This window comes from Actinacidiphila polyblastidii (assembly GCF_036353415.1).
In the GTDB taxonomy this organism is placed as follows: domain Bacteria; phylum Actinomycetota; class Actinomycetes; order Streptomycetales; family Streptomycetaceae; genus Actinacidiphila; species Actinacidiphila polyblastidii.
This window is the reverse complement of sequence record NZ_JAZEWV010000003.1, coordinates 114419-129930: the sequence shown is the minus strand read 5'-3', so window position 1 is coordinate 129930 and position 15512 is coordinate 114419. Positions and strand designations below refer to the sequence as shown.

14 protein-coding genes are annotated in these 15512 nt (G+C 74.1%); 10 read left to right on the top strand and 4 right to left on the bottom strand.

The features are described 5' to 3' along the window. The first annotated feature begins 9 nt into the window (after positions 1-9). From sufD to V2S66_RS05700, 6 genes are read left to right on the top strand one after another with little or no spacing between them, the layout of a single operon-like run. On the top strand, positions 10-1179 hold the full coding sequence (gene sufD / locus V2S66_RS05725; RefSeq protein WP_330793356.1) for a Fe-S cluster assembly protein SufD: 1170 nt from the start codon (positions 10-12) through the stop codon (positions 1177-1179). Beyond that, complete coding sequence (locus tag V2S66_RS05720; RefSeq protein WP_330793355.1) at positions 1176-1529, top strand: non-heme iron oxygenase ferredoxin subunit; 354 nt, start codon at positions 1176-1178, stop codon at positions 1527-1529. The genes sufD and V2S66_RS05720 overlap by 4 nt, the downstream gene beginning before the upstream one ends. 7 nt (positions 1530-1536) lie before the next feature. Then, positions 1537-2301, top strand: coding sequence for a Fe-S cluster assembly ATPase SufC (gene sufC / locus V2S66_RS05715; protein ID WP_330793354.1), 765 nt, complete (start codon positions 1537-1539; stop codon positions 2299-2301). A gap of 26 nt (positions 2302-2327) precedes the next feature. Next, a complete protein-coding gene (locus V2S66_RS05710; RefSeq protein ID WP_330793571.1) occupies positions 2328-3575 on the top strand; it encodes a cysteine desulfurase in 1248 nt (415 codons plus the stop codon). 13 nt (positions 3576-3588) lie between these two features. Next, positions 3589-4062, top strand: a complete 474-nt coding sequence (gene sufU, locus V2S66_RS05705; RefSeq protein WP_330793352.1) for a Fe-S cluster assembly sulfur transfer protein SufU — start codon at positions 3589-3591, stop codon at positions 4060-4062. Then, positions 4059-4397, top strand: coding sequence for a metal-sulfur cluster assembly factor (locus V2S66_RS05700; RefSeq protein ID WP_330793351.1), 339 nt, complete (start codon positions 4059-4061; stop codon positions 4395-4397). The genes sufU and V2S66_RS05700 overlap by 4 nt, the downstream gene beginning before the upstream one ends. A 76-nt stretch (positions 4398-4473) precedes the next feature. On the opposite strand, the gene V2S66_RS05695 is transcribed toward V2S66_RS05700, so the two are convergent. Genes V2S66_RS05695 through V2S66_RS05685 form a run of 3 tightly spaced genes read right to left on the bottom strand, consistent with a single transcriptional unit; the run spans position 4474 to position 7195 of the window. Next, positions 4474-5514, bottom strand: coding sequence for a hypothetical protein (locus tag V2S66_RS05695; protein ID WP_330793349.1), 1041 nt, complete (start codon positions 5512-5514; stop codon positions 4474-4476). After that, a complete protein-coding gene (locus V2S66_RS05690; RefSeq protein WP_330793348.1) occupies positions 5504-6475 on the bottom strand; it encodes an SRPBCC family protein in 972 nt (323 codons plus the stop codon). Before V2S66_RS05690 ends, V2S66_RS05695 begins: the two co-directional genes overlap by 11 nt. A gap of 6 nt (positions 6476-6481) precedes the next feature. Then, positions 6482-7195 carry a hypothetical protein gene (locus tag V2S66_RS05685; RefSeq protein ID WP_330793347.1) on the bottom strand — a complete coding sequence of 238 codons (714 nt, stop codon included), beginning with the start codon at positions 7193-7195 and terminating at the stop codon, positions 6482-6484. 401 nt (positions 7196-7596) lie between these two features. Between V2S66_RS05685 and V2S66_RS05680 the strand changes: the two genes are divergently transcribed. Then, positions 7597-9429: a DUF2264 domain-containing protein gene (locus tag V2S66_RS05680; RefSeq protein WP_330793346.1), complete on the top strand. Its 1833-nt coding sequence runs from the start codon at positions 7597-7599 to the stop codon at positions 9427-9429. 76 nt (positions 9430-9505) lie between these two features. Then, entirely contained in the window at positions 9506-10486 is a 981-nt protein-coding gene (gene dapD, locus V2S66_RS05675; protein ID WP_330793345.1) for a 2,3,4,5-tetrahydropyridine-2,6-dicarboxylate N-succinyltransferase, read from the top strand. 385 nt (positions 10487-10871) lie between these two features. Here the strand turns inward: dapD and V2S66_RS05670 are convergent, their stop codons facing one another. Next, a complete protein-coding gene (locus V2S66_RS05670; protein ID WP_330793343.1) occupies positions 10872-12158 on the bottom strand; it encodes a hypothetical protein in 1287 nt (428 codons plus the stop codon). A gap of 304 nt (positions 12159-12462) precedes the next feature. Here V2S66_RS05670 and V2S66_RS05665 point away from each other — a divergent pair, with 304 nt between their 5' ends. After that, the gene (locus tag V2S66_RS05665) at positions 12463-13968 is read left to right on the top strand and encodes a hypothetical protein (RefSeq protein WP_330793342.1); all 1506 of its coding nucleotides are present in this window, start codon (positions 12463-12465) and stop codon (positions 13966-13968) included. 137 nt (positions 13969-14105) lie between these two features. Next, positions 14106-15512, top strand: a complete 1407-nt coding sequence (locus tag V2S66_RS05660; RefSeq protein WP_413966302.1) for an alkaline phosphatase PhoX — start codon at positions 14106-14108, stop codon at positions 15510-15512.

The window sequence follows — 15512 nt, the reverse complement described above, 5'->3', positions numbered from 1 at the left end:
CGACAAGCGATGGCAGACAACACGCCCGCCGGCGCCACCACCGAGGGCGCCATCACGGTGGGGCATCCCACCGACGCCCGGGTCAGCGCGGCCCCGTCCTACGACGTGGCCGACTTCCCGGTGCCGCACGGCCGCGAGGAGGAGTGGCGGTTCACTCCGCTGGAGCGGCTGCGCGGTCTGCACGACGGCACCGCAGAGGCCAACGGGGCGCTGCGCGTCGAGGTGACCGCCCCCGAGGGCGTGACCGTCTCGACCGTGGACCGCGCCGACTCCCGGGTCGGCTCCGCGGGCAAGCCGGTGGACCGGGTCGCCGCGCAGGCGTTCAGCGCCTTCGAGAAGGCGTCCGTGATCAGCGTGCCCAAGGACACCGTGCTCAGCGAGCCGGTGCGGATCGCCGTGCACGGCGAGGGCGGCACCGTCTACGCCCACCAGGTCGTGGAGCTGGGCGCCTTCGCCGAGGCCGTGGTCGTCATCGACCACACCGGCGACGCCACGCTCGCCGGCAACGTGGAGTACGTGCTCGGCGACGGCGCCAAGCTCACCGTGGTCTCGGTCCAGGACTGGGACGACACCGCGGTGCACGTCGCCCAGCACACCGCGCTGATCGGCCGGGACGCCAGCTTCAAGTCCGTGATCGTCACCTTCGGCGGCGACCTGGTCCGGCTGCACCCGCGGGTCGTCTACGGCGGCCCCGGCGGCGAGGCCGAGCTGTTCGGCCTGTACTTCACCGACCGCGGCCAGCACCAGGAGCACCGGCTCTTCATCGACCACGACACCCCGCACTGCCGGTCCAACGTCGCCTACAAGGGCGCGCTGCAGGGCCAGGACGCGCACGCGGTGTGGATCGGCGACGTGCTCATCCGCGCGGCGGCCGAGGGCACCGACACCTACGAGCTGAACCGCAACCTCGTCCTCACCGACGGCGCGCGGGTCGACTCGGTGCCGAACCTGGAGATCGAGACCGGCGAGATCGTCGGCGCGGGACACGCCTCGGCGACCGGCCGCTTCGACGACGAGCAGCTGTTCTACTTGCAGTCCCGCGGCATCAGCGCCGACGACGCACGTCGGCTGGTGGTGCGCGGCTTCTTCGGCGAGCTGGTCCAGCAGATCGGCCTGCCCGACCTCGAGGAGCGCCTGATGGCGAAGATCGGAGCGGAACTGGAGGCGTCCGTCGGATGACACTCTCCGAAGAGGGCGCCGGGAGCGTGGCCGCCGGCTTCCTGCGCGCCTGCGCGCTGAGCGAGCTGGCCGACGACGCGCCGCACCGGGTCGAGCTGGACGGCGTCCCGGTGTCGCTGGTCCGCACCCAGGGCGAGGTGTTCGCGATCAGCGACGTCTGCTCGCACGCCAACGTGTCGCTGTCCGAGGGCGAGGTGGAGAACTGCCAGATCGAGTGCTGGCTGCACGGCTCCAGCTTCGACCTGCGCACCGGCAAGCCGTCCGGACTGCCCGCCACGCGGCCGGTCGCCGTGTACCCCGTCAAGATCGTTGGGGACGACGTGCTCGTCTCCGTCACCCAGGAGTCCTGAGTCACCCATGGCCACGCTTGAAATCCACGACCTGCACGTCACCGTCGAGGCGGACAACGCCACGAAGGAGATCCTCCGGGGCGTCGACCTGACCGTGAAGCAGGGCGAGACGCACGCCATCATGGGCCCCAACGGCTCCGGCAAGTCCACTCTCGCCTACTCGCTCGCCGGTCACCCCAAGTACACCGTCACCGGCGGCACCGTCACCCTCGACGGCGAGGACGTCCTCGCGATGACCGTCGACGAGCGGGCCAGGGCCGGCCTCTTCCTCGCCATGCAGTACCCGGTCGAGATCCCCGGCGTCTCCGTCTCCAACTTCCTGCGCACCTCCGCCACCGCCGTCCGCGGCGAGGCGCCGAAGCTGCGCACCTGGGTGAAGGAGGTCAAGGAGACGATGCAGCAGCTCCAGATGGACCCCTCCTTCGCGGAGCGGAACGTCAACGAGGGCTTCTCCGGCGGCGAGAAGAAGCGCCACGAGATCCTCCAGCTGGAACTGCTCAAGCCGCGGATCGCGATCCTCGACGAGACCGACTCCGGTCTGGACGTCGACGCGCTGCGCGTCGTCTCCGAGGGCGTCAACCGGGTCCGCGGGACCGGCGAGGTCGGCACCCTGCTGATCACCCACTACACGCGCATCCTGCGCTACATCAAGCCCGACTTCGTGCATGTCTTCGCGGCCGGCCGGATCGCCGAGTCCGGTGGCGCCGAACTGGCGGACAAGCTGGAGGAGGAGGGCTACGAGTCCTACGTGAAGGGTGGGGCGTCCGCGTGAAAGAACCCTCGTCCACCGGCCGGGCGCTGACCGGCCTCCTCGACACCGAGGCGATCCGCAAGGACTTCCCCGTCCTGGACCGCCTGGTCCACGACGACCGGAAACTGGTGTACCTGGACAACGCGGCGACCTCGCAGAAGCCGCGCCAGGTCCTCGACGTGCTGAACGCGTACTACGAGCGGCACAACGCCAACGTCCACCGCGGCGTGCACGTCCTCGCCGAGGAGGCCACCGCGTTGTACGAGGGCGCCCGCGACAAGGTCGCCGCCTTCATCAACGCGCCCAGCCGTGACGAGGTGATCTTCACCAAGAACGCCTCCGAGTCGCTGAACCTGGTGGCGAACATGCTCGGCTGGGCCGACGAGCCCTACCGGGTGGACCGCGACACCGAGATCGTCATCACCGAGATGGAGCACCACTCCAACATCGTGCCGTGGCAGCTGCTCTCGCAGCGCACCGGCGCCAAGCTGAAGTGGTTCGGCCTCACCGACGACGGCAGGCTCGACCTGTCCGACATCGAGCAGGTCATCACCGAGAAGACGAAGATCGTCTCCTTCGTGCTGGTCTCCAACATCCTCGGCACCGTCAACCCGGTCGAGGCCATCGTGCGCCGCGCCCAGGACGTCGGCGCGCTGGTGCTCATCGACGCCTCGCAGGCCGCGCCGCACATGGCGCTGGACGTGCAGGCGCTCGGCGCCGACTTCGTCGCCTTCACCGGCCACAAGATGCTCGGTCCGACCGGCATCGGCGTGCTGTGGGGCCGCCAGGAGCTGCTGGAGGACCTGCCGCCCTTCCTCGGCGGCGGCGAGATGATCGAGACCGTGTCGATGCACTCCTCCACGTACGCGCCCGCTCCGCACAAGTTCGAGGCGGGCACCCCGCCGATCGCCCAGGCGGTCGGCCTCGGCGCGGCCGTGGACTACCTGTCGGCGATCGGCATGGACAAGATCGCCGCGCACGAGCACGCGATCACCGCGTACGCGCTGGAGCGCCTGCTGAACGTCCCCGACCTGCGGATCGTCGGCCCCACCACGGTCGAGGACCGCGGTGCGGCGATCTCCTTCACGCTCGGCGACATCCATCCCCACGACGTGGGGCAGGTGCTCGACGAGCAGGGCATCGCGGTGCGGGTGGGCCACCACTGCGCCCGCCCGGTGTGCCTGCGCTACGGAATTCCTGCGACCACGCGGGCGTCGTTCTATCTGTACTCCACCCCCGCCGAGGTCGACGCCCTGGTCGAGGGTCTGGAGCAGGTCCGGAACTTCTTCGGTTGATGGTGGTGCTGCTGTGAAGCTCGACTCGATGTACCAGGACGTGATCCTGGACCACTACAAGCACCCCCACGGGCGCGGCCTGCGGGACGGCCAGGCCGAGGTGCACCACACCAACCCCACCTGCGGCGACGAGATCACGCTGCGGGTGCGGATGGACGGCCAGGTGATCGGCGACGTGTCGTACGAGGGCCAGGGCTGCTCGATCAGCCAGGCCAGCGCGTCGGTGCTCAACGACCTGCTGGTCGGCAAGGACGTCGCGCAGGCGCGCAAGATCCAGGAGACCTTCCTGGAGCTGATGCAGTCCAAGGGCCGTATCGAGCCGGACGACGCCATGGAGGAGGTGCTGGAGGACGCGGTGGCGTTCGCCGGCGTCTCGAAGTACCCGGCGCGCGTGAAGTGCGCGCTGCTCAGCTGGATGGCGTGGAAGGACGCGACGGCGCAGGCACTGGCCGGCGACGACGCCCCCGCAGGTAAGGAGACCGCATGACCGACAACACCGAGGTCGCCCTCAAGCCGGCCTCCGAGGAAGAGATCAGGGAAGCCCTGTACGACGTGGTCGACCCTGAGCTGGGCATCGACGTGGTCAACCTGGGCCTGATCTACGGCGTCCACGTCGACGAATCCAACGTCGCCACCCTGGACATGACGCTGACCTCGGCCGCGTGCCCGCTCACCGACGTGATCGAGGAGCAGGCCAGGACCGCCACCGAGGGCATCGTCACCGACCTGAAGATCAACTGGGTCTGGATGCCGCCGTGGGGCCCGGACAAGATCACCGACGACGGCCGCGAGCAGCTGCGCGCGCTGGGCTTCAACGTCTGACCGCACCACCGGTACGACCCCGCACCTCCGACGGCCGCCGCGCACCCGCGCTGCGGCCGTCAGCGCGTCGGGGCGGCTAGGTCGCCTTCTCGCGGCGGGTGTGGCGGCGGGCCGCGGCCCGCCGGTGGGCGGAGTCCTGGTCCCGGGCGCCGCGACGAGGTGACCGCGCGGTGGCGGCACCGGACCGCGTCCCGGCCCGGCCGGCGTTCCTGCGCCCGCCGCGCGGGACGCCTTCCGCCGCGCGGGGCGCGGCCGGGCCGTCCGCCGGCTCGCCCGCCTCGGCCTCGTCGGTCGTCGCGGACGCCTCGGCGCTGATGTCGTCGACCGCGCCGCCCGCGTCATCCGAGCCGCTGACGACGCCACCGGCGGCATCCCCGGCGGCGTCCCCGACCGCGCCCTGGGCGGCGGACCCGGCGTCCTGAACAGTCTTCCCCGCCTCCCGCCCCACGTCCTCGACCGCGCTGCCCGCGCTCGACCCGGTCTGCTCCACGGTCTTTCCGGCGCTGCCCCCGACGTCCTCCACCGCCTCGCCGGCGCCTCGGCCGACCTGCTCGGTGGCGTGGCCTGCGCCGGACCCGACCTCCTGGACCGCGTCTCCCGCGCCGGACCCGACCTCCTGGACCGCGTCTCCCGCGCCGGACCCCACGTCCTCGACCGCGCGCCCCGCGCCGGACCCGACCTCCTGGACCGCGTCTCCCGCGCCTCGGCCGAGTTCGCCGACCGCGCGGCCGGCGCCCTCTCCCGCCGCCTGCACGGCGGCGCCCGCGGGAGCGGTGATCTGCTCCAGGATCTGCGGGTTGTCGTCGATCGTCTGCAGCACTCCGCGCACGATGTCCGCGACGTTGTCCAGGCGCACTTTCAGCAGCGCTTGCGCCTCGACGCCGGTGACGTCGAGCTTGACGCGGCCGAGGACGAGGTCCACCCCGACGTCGAGCTTCAGCAGGTCGAGCACCTCGGTGTGCAGCGCCACCCGGGCCCGCAGGTCCTCGACCTCCAAGTCGATCTCGTCGACCTTGAGTTCGGGGACGTCCAGGTAGACGTCGGGTTCCCCGGACGGATTGCCCCGCGTCACCGGCTGCCGCAGTGCGTCGTCGCCCTGATCGCCGTCAGCGCTCATCCTCGTCCGTCTCCTCGTCTTCGTCCTCGTCCTCGTACTCGTCCGTCTCCTCGTCCGGCTCCTCGTCCTCGTCGTCCGGGTCGGCCTCTTCCTCTTCCTCCTCCTCGGCCATGGCGTCCTCGTGGGTCTTGACGACCTCGCCGTCGCGGACCTCGCCGCGCCAGCCCTCGGCCTCGTCCTCCGCGAAGGTCACGTACCGCTGGAAGTTCTTGAAGTCCAGCCGGGCCCGGCGGCCCTGGGCGCGCCAGATGTTTCCGGTCTTCTCCACGATGCCGGTCGGGTAGTAGACCAGCACCAGGATGATCCGGGTGAGCGTCGGCGTGATCTCGTGGAAGCTGACCGCCCCCTGGGTGGTGCCCAGCGAGCCCTCGGAGGTCCACACGACGCGGTCGTCGGGGATCTGCTCCTGGATGGTCGCCTTCCACGTCCGGGTCGACGGCCCGATCTTGACCGTCCACTCGCTGGTCGCCTCCTCACCGCGCTCGGCCACCTGGACGCCCTTGGTGAAGTCGCTGAAGTTCTCGTACTCGGTCCAGTGGTCGTAGGCGGTGCGCAGCGGCACCCCGACGTCGATCATCTCGACGATGTTCGTCGACTTGCTGTCGGTGGCGTCGTCGTCCTTGCCGCTCTTGCCGCTCTTGCCGCCGCTGCCCGGGAGCCCGCCGGCCACCGCGTCCTTGACGCCCTTGGCCTTGTCGGTCACCCCGCTCTTGATGTCCTTGGCCTTCTCCTCCGCGATGGCCTTCGCGGGGTTCTCGCCGTGCAGGACGCGCGCGCCGATCTTGGGGATGGTGCCGCTGTCCTCATCGACCGGGATGAGCCGATCGGTGGCGTCCGACAGGCGACTGCCCGCCTTGCGGGCGACGTTCATCACGCGCGCGCTGACGTACTGGCCGAGTTCGTGCTTGAGCAGGGCCATCGGCGTCTGGTCGGGTGCCGTGCTCTTCTGGTCGGTTGCCATGACTGGTCACCTGTCCCGTTGGGGCCGTGTGGCCGGCTTCTTCGCCGTCCGGCTCTTCGGTGCTGCCTTCTTCGCCGTGCTCGCGCGGCCCGGGGCGGACTTCCGCGCCGGGCGCGTGGAGCCGTCCGCCGCCTTCCGGGCCGTCTTACGGGCCGCGGGCTGCTTCTTGGCCGCGGGCTTCGCGTCGGCCGGGGCGCGCTTCTTCGGCGCGGCCTTCTTGGCGGCTGGCTTCGAGGGCTTCGCAGGCTCCTCGGGCTCCGCGTCCGCGCCCGCGTCCTCGGTCTCGACGTCGTCGCTGTCGTCGGCGTCCTCGTCGGCGTCCTCGTCGGCGTCCTCCGCGTCGCCGGCGTCGTCCGGCCCCTCCGTCAGGCGGCGTGTGCGTTCGTGCAGGGCGCCTGTGAGCGCGGTCAGCCCCTTGGTGCCCACGGCGGTGGCGGTATGCCGGGCGGCGCGGCTCAGGCGGCCGTGCTCGTCCTTGCCCCCGCCCTCGTCGCCCTCGCCGGCCTCCGTTTCCGCGTCGCTTTCCGTGTCCCCGGCGCCGTGGCCGGACGGCACCCCCGGAATCCGGCGCACACCTCCCGCCACCAGCCCGCGTGGACTCAGCCCCCGGCCGGCCAGCACCGCCGCGGCGGCGAGGGCCATCTGCGCCTTCTTGTTCCGGCCGAGCAGATAGCCGCCGGCCACGGCCGCGGCCATGCCGAGGTTCTTCTGTTCGCTCATCTGGCTCGCCTTCTCACTGTCGAGTGAGCGTGCTCCGAACGAGGTGACGCCGCGTCCCCACCCCGCGGCGGCCGCGGAGGGCACACGACACGACCCCGCACGGGGGCGCGAGTCGACGTTCGACGCGTCCTCGCTCCATGTCCCAGTTTCGTCGCCTTTGCGCGAAGCGCATCCTGGCGGCGCTCCCGAGGCCGCGGAGCGGGTACCCGGAGGGGCGAGCCGAAGCCGCGCGCACCCGCCTCCCGTACGGCAGGGCGGCGGGTGACGGCAGCCGGCACGGGCGGTCCGTTGACGGGCCCGGCCGATGTTGCGAAAGTTGTCGCAACATCGGCCGCGCGACAACTGCGGCCAGTCGGACGACCGGTCGGACGGCACACCGGACAGCGAGGGGGCGGCCACCCATGGCCCAGGGCGCGCAGGGACGGCAGGGCACGCAGGGACCCCAGGAGGGAGCCCAGGAGGGACCGCACGGACCGAGTGGCCCGACGGCCCGCGAGGAGCTCCAGGCGTGGGTGCGCGCCCTCGCGGAGCCCCTGGTGCGGTACGCGTCCCCCGGCGGCGCGCGCATCCGGCTCGGCGTCAACATCGCCCACCACGACGACACCGCCGCCGACCTGGAGGGCTACGCCCGGCCGCTGTGGGGCCTCGCCCCGCTCGGCGCGGGCGGCGGCGACTTCGCGCACTGGGACGTGTGGGCCCGCGGCCTCGCCCACGGCACCGACCCCGACCACCCCGAGTTCTGGGGCGAGCCCACCGACGTCGACCAGCGCCTGGTCGAGATGGCCGCCATCGGCTTCGCGCTCGCGCTGGTCCCGGAACGCCTGTGGGACCCGCTCGACGGCGCGCAGCGCGACCGTGCGGGCGCCTGGCTGGCCGCCTGCCTGGACCGGGTGACGCCCGCCAACAACTGGAACTTCTTCCCGGTGATGGTGAGCCTGGGCCTGGACCGCGTCGGGTACGCCCACGACCGCGAGGCCCGCCGCGCCCGGCTGGACCGCCTGGAGACGTACGCGCTCGGCGGCGGCTGGTACGCCGACGGCGCGACCGCCCAGCGCGACTACTACATCCCCTGGGCCATGCACTACTACGGCCTGATCCACGCGGCCCTGGCCGGCCCCGAGGAACCGGCCCGCGCGGCCCGCTTCCGGGACCGCGCGGCCGAGTTCGCGACCGGCTTCCGGCACTGGTTCGCCGACGACGGCTCCGCCGTCCCGTACGGCCGCAGCCTCACCTACCGCTTCGCCCAGGGCGCGTTCTGGGGCGCGCTGCCCTACGGCGGGGTGGACGCGCTGCCGCCCGGTGAGGTCAAGGGGCTGCTGCTGCGGCACCTGCGGTGGTGGCGGGCGCGCGAGGCGCGGACCTCGCCCGGCGGGCTGCTCAGCATCGGCTACGGCTACCCGCAGCCGGCCGTCGCCGAGCAGTACAACGGGCCCGCGTCGCCGTACTGGGCGATGAAGGCGTTCCTGCCGCTGGCGCTGCCCGCCGGCGACCCGTTCTGGACCGCGCCCGAGGAGCCGCCCGCCGCGCTGCCCGAGACCCTCGTGCAGCCGCACCCCGGCGCGGTGCTGATGCGCTCCGGCGGCGACGTGACGCTGCTCAGCGGGCGCCAGCACAACACCTGGGCGCGCGGCGGGCCGGCGAAGTACGCCAAGTTCGCGTACTCCACCCGCTTCGGCTTCAGCCTGCCGGCCGGCGAAACCGGGGCGGCGCACGGCGCGCACGACTCGGTGCTCGCCCTCAGCGACGACCCGGACGAGCCGGTGCACTTCCGCGTCCGCGAGACCTGCGAGGACCCGCACACCAGCGACGACGGCACGATCAGCAGCACCTGGCGCCCCTGGCCCGACGTGGAGATCACCACCTGGCTGAGCGCCGCCGCGCCCTGGCACCTGCGCACCCACCGCGTCCGCACGGGGCGAGCCCTGCACGCGTACGAGGGCGGCTTCGCGGTCGACCGCGACGGCGGCCTCGCCCGCCGAGAGGAGGCCGACGCCGCCGCGGCCGCCGTCTCCCCGGCCGGCGACCTCAGCGGCCTGCGCGATCTCGACGGCGCGCGCACCGGCCGCGTCCTCGACCTCCTCCCCGGCACCAACGTGCTCGCCCGCCGCACCGCCCTCCCGCTCCTCACCGCCCGGCTGGCCCCGGGCGAGCACTGGCTGCGCTGCGCCGTCCTCGGCGCGTCGGCGGCGCGGGCGGCCGCCTGGGAGGAACCGGCCCCGGCGCCGCGGCACTGACGCGGTTCCAGCCGCGCCGGCAGCGCGCGGGGAGGCGATTCCTTGCAGCCGCGCCGGAGGCGTTAGCGTGCTGTCCATGACTGAGAACCGCGCTATCGGTGCCGTCGGCGCCGGCCTCGCCACCATTGCCGAAGACGGCACCGTCCTCGACACCTGGTACCCCGCCCCGCAGCTCACCGAGGAGCCGGGGCCCGCGGGGACCTCGCGGCTCTCCGCGGAGGAGGCCGCGCAGGAGCTGGGCAGCGCGGCCCCCAAGGCGCTCGGCCCCGACCCGCGGCGCGGCGTCGAGATCGTCGCCGTCCGCACGGCGATCGCCTCCACCGACGACAAGCCGCTCGACACGCACGACGTGTACCTGCGGCTGCACCTGCTCAGCCACCGCCTGGTGCGGCCCAACGCCCAGAACCTCGACGGCGTCTTCAGCCTGCTGGCGAACGTCGCCTGGACCTCGCTCGGCCCGGTCGCCGTCCCGCAGCTGGAGGCCGCCCGGCTGGCCGCCCGCGCCGACGGCCTGCACCTCGCGGTGTACGGCGTCGACAAGTTCCCCCGGATGACCGACTACGTGGCCCCGGCCGGCGTCCGCATCGCCGACGCCGACCGGGTCCGCCTCGGCGCGCACCTCGCCTCCGGCACGACCGTCATGCACGAGGGCTTCTGCAACTTCAACGCCGGCACGCTCGGCACCTCCATGGTCGAGGGCCGCATCTCCCAGGGCGTCGTGATCGGCGACGGCTCCGACGTCGGCGGCGGCGCGTCCATCATGGGCACGCTGTCCGGCGGCGGCACGCAGACCGTCTCGGTCGGGCAGCGCTGCCTGCTCGGCGCGGAGTCGGGCCTCGGCATCGCCCTCGGCGACGACTGCGTGATCGAGGCGGGCCTCTACGTCACCGCCGGCACCCGGGTCACCCTGCCGGACGGGCGGATCGTCAAGGCGCTCGAGCTGTCCGGCGCGGACAACCTCCTCTTCCGCCGCAACTCCACCACCGGCAAGGTCGAGGTGCTCCAGCGCACCGGCTCCTGGGGCGGCCTCAACGCGGTGCTCCACAGCCACAACTGACGGCGCGGTGCGGTGCGGCCTTCGGCCGCGGGTTGTGCCTGCCTGTGCCGGTGCGGGCTGGTGCGGGCTGGTGGGGTCGGTGCCGGTCCGGGAGCGTCTCCTCGGACTGCGAACGTCTCCGTCGCGTCGGCTGGCTTTCCGCCGGTGTTGCGTTCGCAGTCCTGCGGGGACCCTCCTTCCCCGTCCCCTGCGGTCGACCGGGCCTCTGGTCCAGCTCGCTGCCCGTCCGGGGTGTGCGGGGTCGGGGTGTGCGGGTCGGGTGTACGGCGGGGTGGTCGGGGGACCGGCGGCCCCGTCGGGGGCAGAGGCGGGGAACACCCCCGGGAGCGGTGCGGGTGCGTGCCGTGTGCGCGGCCCGGGGGGCCGCTCAGCCGTGGAGGGCCGCTCAGCCGCGGAGGGAGCCGATGACGAGGCGTCCGTAGCGGGTGAGCAGCGCCGCTCCGGCGGTGGCGAGGGCGGCGGTGAGGGCCAGCACGAGATCCCGGGGCGCGGTGTCGCCGAGGACCTGGAGGATGCCGAGCGCGGTGGAGACCGGCAGGCCGAGGATGGTGAGCAGCCCGAGCGCCGCAGCGATCTGCTGGCTCTCCTGGGTCTGCGCGAGGCGCGCGTAGTCCGCGGCCTCGGCGAGGATCTGGGCGAAGCGCTCGGGGAGGCGGTGCCTGGCCTGGAAGGCGAGGAGCACCTCGTTGGCCGGGCCGTGCGCGTCGAGGTGCTGGCGCCAGTAGGCGCTGCGGAAGACCGCGATGCGCCGCTCCAGCGCGCCGACCCGGCGGGTCAGCGTCACGCCGGGGCCGGTGAAGACCTCCGACAGGTCGTCGGTCAGCTCCTCGATCAGGTCGCGCTGGACCGTGCCCAGGAGGATCGCGTCGAGGTGGACGCCGCGGGCGCCGACCGCGGCGTGGTCGTAGAAGTCGCCGGGCCCGGTGTCCGGCCGGTGGCCGAGGAAGGCGGCGCCCTGGCGCAGCACGAGCGCGCTCCAGTCGGCCGACATCCGGACCGCGCCGGACCGCAGGCCGGCCAGCCGCTCGGCGGGCAGCGGGATGTCGGCGGGCGTCGCGCGCGAGGCCAAGGAGCGCAGCAACAGGTCCGCGGACGCGGGGAGTTCGCCGCCCATCGGACCGTCGTCGCGCAGGGCGGCGCCAGTCGCGGCGTCGGGCGCGAGGAAGGCCACGGTGTACGGGCGGGCCGGCGCGAACGGCGAGGCCGGCGGATCGGTCGAGGCGACGCCCGACAGCAGCGCGGCCGGTTCGAGCGCTCCGGTCAGCGGGTCCGCGCCCGCCGAGCCGGCGCGGCCGCTGATCGCGCGCAAGGCCGGCAGCAGCGGCGTCCCGGAGACGGTGAAGTGCAGCACCGCCAGCGCCCGGTGGGGCGATCGGGCGCTCGGGGTGCGCAGCAGTTCCATCGCGTCGAGCCGCCAGCCGTCCCGCTCGGCGGCGCCGCGGGTGTGCCACCGCTGCCCGTACAGCGCCCGCGCGCTGGCCGGGGTGAACAGCCGTGACCGGGCGGCCGTGTCCGCGACCCCGTCGGTCACCGGGAACGGGAACGGCCCCGGTGTCCACGGCGGTTCCGCGGCCAGTCGCACCGGCAGCAGGACCGCCACGGTCTGCCGGCTGCCGACCGCCGCCATGAAGCTCCGCGACAACTCCCCGGTGTCCTGCGCCGATCCGCCCATCCGGCCACCCTGCCGCCCGCCGCTCCCGCGCGCAACGGCTCCCGGTCGGGCGGCCGTACGAGCCGCCGCCCGCACCCGCGCCGGCGTGTGTCCGGATGCGCGGGCGCGCGGGCGGGGGGTGAGGATACTCCCGGCAACCCGTGCTGTCCGGTGCGCCACCGGCGGGGGCCGCACAGGCAATACCCTGATTCCGCGCGGCGGGTACGTCCTCGCGGCGTCGCGGGCACAGCCGTGCCCCGGCGCGCCCCGGGTGTGCCACAGCGCGTTTCCAACCCCGATGAGACGCCGAATGGGAGCACTCCCGATGTCCGCAAGTCCTCTCGTCCTGCCGCCCGTGCGGCTGCTTCCCGTGGACGACCTGGCCCGGCTCGCGCTGGCCGTACCGCTGCTCGACCGGGCGCTGCGGCTGACCAGATGGGCCGCGCCGTACCGGGACGTCGACGCGATGGGCGAGCTGACCGGAGACGCGCTCGCCGCCGCGGTGTCCGAACTCGGCCTGGACGGGCAGGAGGACGGCCTCGCCGACACCGCGCAGGCGTGGGGCGCGGCGGTGGACACCGGCCTGCTCGCGGTGGAGATCGACGAGCAGGCGGGCGAGTCCACACAGGCAGGCGAGCCGGCCGGACGCGCGCTGCCCGGCGAGACGTTCGGCCGCGTCGAGAAGGGCGATCCGCGCGAGATCCTCGAACTGTGGCTCTCCGTCGCGGAGTCGGCGCTCGCCGAGGCCGCCTCGCCGGACTACGAGTCGCTGCGCGGCGTGCTCGACGACGGCGACCACATGATGCTGGACGAGCTGGACTGGGACCCCGAGGAGGAGGCGGACTTCCTGGACGCCGCGCTCGCCAACCTCTACGCGCTGACCGCGATGGACGGCGGCCCCGAGCAGCGCCCGCGGGGCGCGGCGGTCCCGCTGCCGGTGCTGGCCGCCTCGCTGGTGGTGCCGGACGAGATGGAGCAGCCGAGCGACGCGGTGCTCGAAGAGGTCACCGAGGTGATGATGCGGCTCGACGACCACTTCCGGCTGCTCGCGCCGACCGGCCTGCTGGACTACGAGCCGGTGGACGAGGCGCTGATCGAGGAGGACGGCGAGCCCGACGGGGTGGCGTCCGGTGCGGACGACCTCGACCCGGAGGAGATCTCCCGCTACGGCATGGTCAGGCTGACCCCGCTCGGAGTGCACGGGATGCGGGAACGGCTCACCGAGGCGGGGGCGTTCGCGCCCGCGCTCGGCGACCTCGCGGGGCGGCCCGGCGCGGAGCTGCTCGCCGCGCTCGCCAACTTTCCGGACCACGCGGCCCGGGAGGAGGCGGAGTTGTGGCTGCAGGGTCGTGAACCCGTGGACGCCGCACGGGAGTTGCTGGCCGCCTCGCGCGGCGACGACGAGGGCGGGCCGGGCCGCCGGCTGATGTGCCAGCAGTCGATCGCCCTGCTCGGCGGCGACGCGGAACCGGCACTGCGCGAGGTGTTGGACGACCGGCAGCTCGGCGGGCTGGCCCGGGTGTGGCTCACCGAGCGCGGCGCGGCCGACGTGCCCGCGCCCGACTCCGCGATGGTCTACTGGCTCACCGTCGACACCCTCGCCGCGCAGCTCGCGGCCGACGACGACCCCGGGCTGCTGACCGAGCTGGTCCGCGACCTGGTCGCACGGCACGACGGCTTCTTCGACGCGGCCTGGCGCGTCGACCACCCGGCCACCGCGGACGTGCTGGAGGCCATCGGCCGCCTCCACCCGGACCGCAAGGCCGCGAAGGAAGCCCGCAAGTCCGCCTTCAAGGCCCGCTCCCGCGCCGGCTCCACCCCTCCGGCCTGACCCGGCCTCCCTCGCCCGGCCGCCGCCGGGACCCGGTGGAGGCGTGTCCCTCGATCCGTCCCTCGGCGTTCACCGGGAGTTGGCCCGCGGGCGGGACCGTGGTGGGCGGGAACAGCCGCGCGTCAGAAGGAGCCCCCGTGCCGCCCAGCGACAGAGACCTCGTCCCGCGTTCCGCGGCCGGCGGCGCGGGCGTCGCCCTGGTCGGCGAGCGGCAGGAGCCGGAGCCGGGGGAGTGGCGCGACGGTGACGCCGGACCCGGGTACGGCCCGCTGGTCGACGACCCCGCGGGCCTGCTCGCGCTGCCCGCGGGGTTCTCCTACCGGGTGGTCGCCCGCGCCGCCGTGACCACGCCGGAGCCCGGCGGGCCCACCCCGCCGCACCCCGCCGCCGCCTTCCCCGGCGAGCACGGGGCGACGCTGCTGGTCGCCGGCCACGCGCCGGGTGGCCCGCGCTCCGACCGGCCGTACCCGGCGGCGGTCGCCGACCTGGTGTACGACGCCGCCGCGGCCGGCGGCTGCACGGTCGTCGAGGTGCCGCACGACGGGCAGGACCGGCACGACGGGCAGCCCGGCGAGGGCGTCCGCGAGTGGGTCGCCCTCGCCGGCGCCTCCGCCAACCGCGGGGGCGGCGCGACGCCTTGGGGCACCTGGCTGGCCGGTGAGGAGACCGAGGACCTGGCCGGCGTCCGCGGCATGACCAGGGACCACGGCTACGTCTTCGAGGTGGACCCGCACGACCGGCTGACCAACCGCCACCCCAAGCCCTTGAAGGCGCTGGGCCGTTACGCCCATGCGGCCGTCGTGGTCGACCCCGGGCGCGGCCACCTCTACCTGACCGAGGACGCGTCCGCCCCCGACGGCCTGCTCTACCGCTGGACTGCGCCCGAGGGTTTCGCGCACGGCCGCGGCCGGCTGGCCGCGCTGGACGACACCGCGGGCGCGCTCCAGGCGTTCCGCTGCTTCGACTCCGGCGGCCGCTTCGTGGCCGACCTGTCGCGCGCCGCCAGGATCGGCACCGTCTACGGCGTGGACTGGGTCGACGTGCCGGACCGCGACGCGCGGAGCACCTCGGTGCGCCGGCAGTTCCCCGAGGGCCGGGTGACGCGGGCGCGCACGCAGGCGTCCATGTGGTGGGCGGACGGCGGCGCGTACGTCGTGGCGTCGCACGGCCGCGGGGAGAGCCCCGGAGGGCACGGCGGCGCGGTGTGGTTCTACAACCCCTCGCGCCGCACCCTGACGCTGAAGGTGCTGCTGGACGTCGGCACGGGGGCGGAGCAGGACCTCGGCGCCGTCACCGTCTCGCCCTTCGGCGGCCTGATCGCGGCGGGGGACGTCGGCGGCGTCCCGCACCTGCTCGGTGTGCTGGACGACGGCCGGACGCATCCGCTGGCCCGCAGCCGGCTCGACGCCCGCGCCGCGCGGCGGCCGGAGCACGGCGCGTTCACCGGGCTGGCCTTCTCGCCCGACGGGGAGACGCTGTTCGCCGGCATCCGGACCCCCGGCGTCGTGCTCGCGATCACCGGACCGTGGCGGCGGCGGGGCTGA